At 41.9% G+C, this 1495-nt stretch carries 1 protein-coding gene; it reads right to left on the bottom strand.

The features are described 5' to 3' along the window. Positions 1-750 precede the first annotated feature (750 nt). Entirely contained in the window at positions 751-1344 is a 594-nt protein-coding gene (locus O9290_RS02845) for an FG-GAP repeat protein (protein ID WP_288055877.1), read from the bottom strand. Positions 1345-1495: the final 151 nt, after the last annotated feature.

Below are 1495 nucleotides of genomic sequence, written 5' to 3'. Positions count from 1 at the left end.
GTGGGAGAGATAGGGGGAAAATTCTGGGACTTTTTCTCTGAAAATTAGGTAATTGACACCTTCAAAATCGCTAAAACCCCACACCCTACACCCTACACCCCACACCCTGCCACCAGGAAAAACTTTTTCAGCAGACCCTAATTAGGGTCTCAAGACCCCCCTAGCGGCCACCGAGAAAACCTTCACCAGCTAAGTATTTTTACTCAAGTCTCTGGAGGGGGACAGCTTATGTGACAGTTGAGGGTGCGGAATGTGGGCTAAAACTGAGAATTGCTGGAGGGAATCGCTTACTCTAGAGATTAATGACACTATAGCGGTAAGCGCTTGAGTGAGATACAAACCAAGCTTTGCCTAGCATGGTTTATAGCTCGTGACACTGTACCTCATACGACTGCACACCGCTATATCTGTTACAATCAGGTTAGTGATCACTATACAGCCAACTCTACGGAATTGCTCTGCTCCAGATACAGTCAACGGTACAGACATTTTCAAGCGAAAAATGTAACCAGTAGCCTCTTTTCAATTTTTTCTTAGAAGCGACCTGCAGTAAGGGTTTTGTTGATTTTTTAGTATTTATGTATGGGGGAAGTCCAGATATTTGAGTAAGCCAGACACGAGCCACAAAAAGATATTTATCAGAAAAGTCATCATCAAGCTAGAGGTTTAAAGACTGATTTGGGCTAATTATTTTTATTAATAAGTATTTTACACACTTCATACCAGGTAAGCAAGAGGGCTACGGCACTACTACCAAATCATTACCGGCAATTGGACGCTTGCTGCGCCAATCTCTGCCAATTTTAAAGAGTTATCTTCGATAGAAGTATTGCCACTGTCACCAAAGCCAGTAAAAAATTGTTTTGAGAATAGCCTATCAGCAGCCAGTTCAAAATCACTAATCTCATCTCCTTCAATTGAGAGATCGCTGAAAGTCTGCGGAGAAAACTGAGCATCATCAACCCCACCGAATAGGTTGTCATTGCTTGCTCCACCAGTGAGAGTATCCTTTGGCTTAATTCCCGTCAAGCTATCTGGATTGGACAAGAGCGAAGAAAGGGAATAAAGATATACAGAGCCAGAATCAGGCACTGGAGGAACTTCGTTATCATCTTGAAAAGCACTAACGGCTAAAGTATCGCCGTCAATTACTACCCGCTTGCCAAAAACATCACCCGCTTTTCCATCGATAGCGGTAAGTTTGTAAACTTGGGTCCAAACCCCATTGATTTTCTGAAAAATATAAACCGAACCCGAATCTGCTCCTCGATCATCATCGTGGCGAGGACTGACTGCGATCGTATTATTACTAATAGTAACAGACGTACCAAATTCTTCCCCCACTTGTCCATCGTTATACTTTGCACGGCTACAACTTGCATTTTTTACTCAAGGACAATAATATAGTTTAAGAGTCATAATTAGAAGCAAAGCACTCATTAAAAACATGATTAACCTAGAATTCACGGAAGAAGAAAAGAACTCACTGTATTAT

Source organism: Microcystis sp. LE19-41.2A (assembly GCF_027530405.1).
GTDB lineage: Bacteria > Cyanobacteriota > Cyanobacteriia > Cyanobacteriales > Microcystaceae > Microcystis > Microcystis aeruginosa.
The sequence above is the reverse complement of the archived record's forward strand: the minus strand, read 5'-3'. Positions and strand labels throughout refer to the sequence as shown.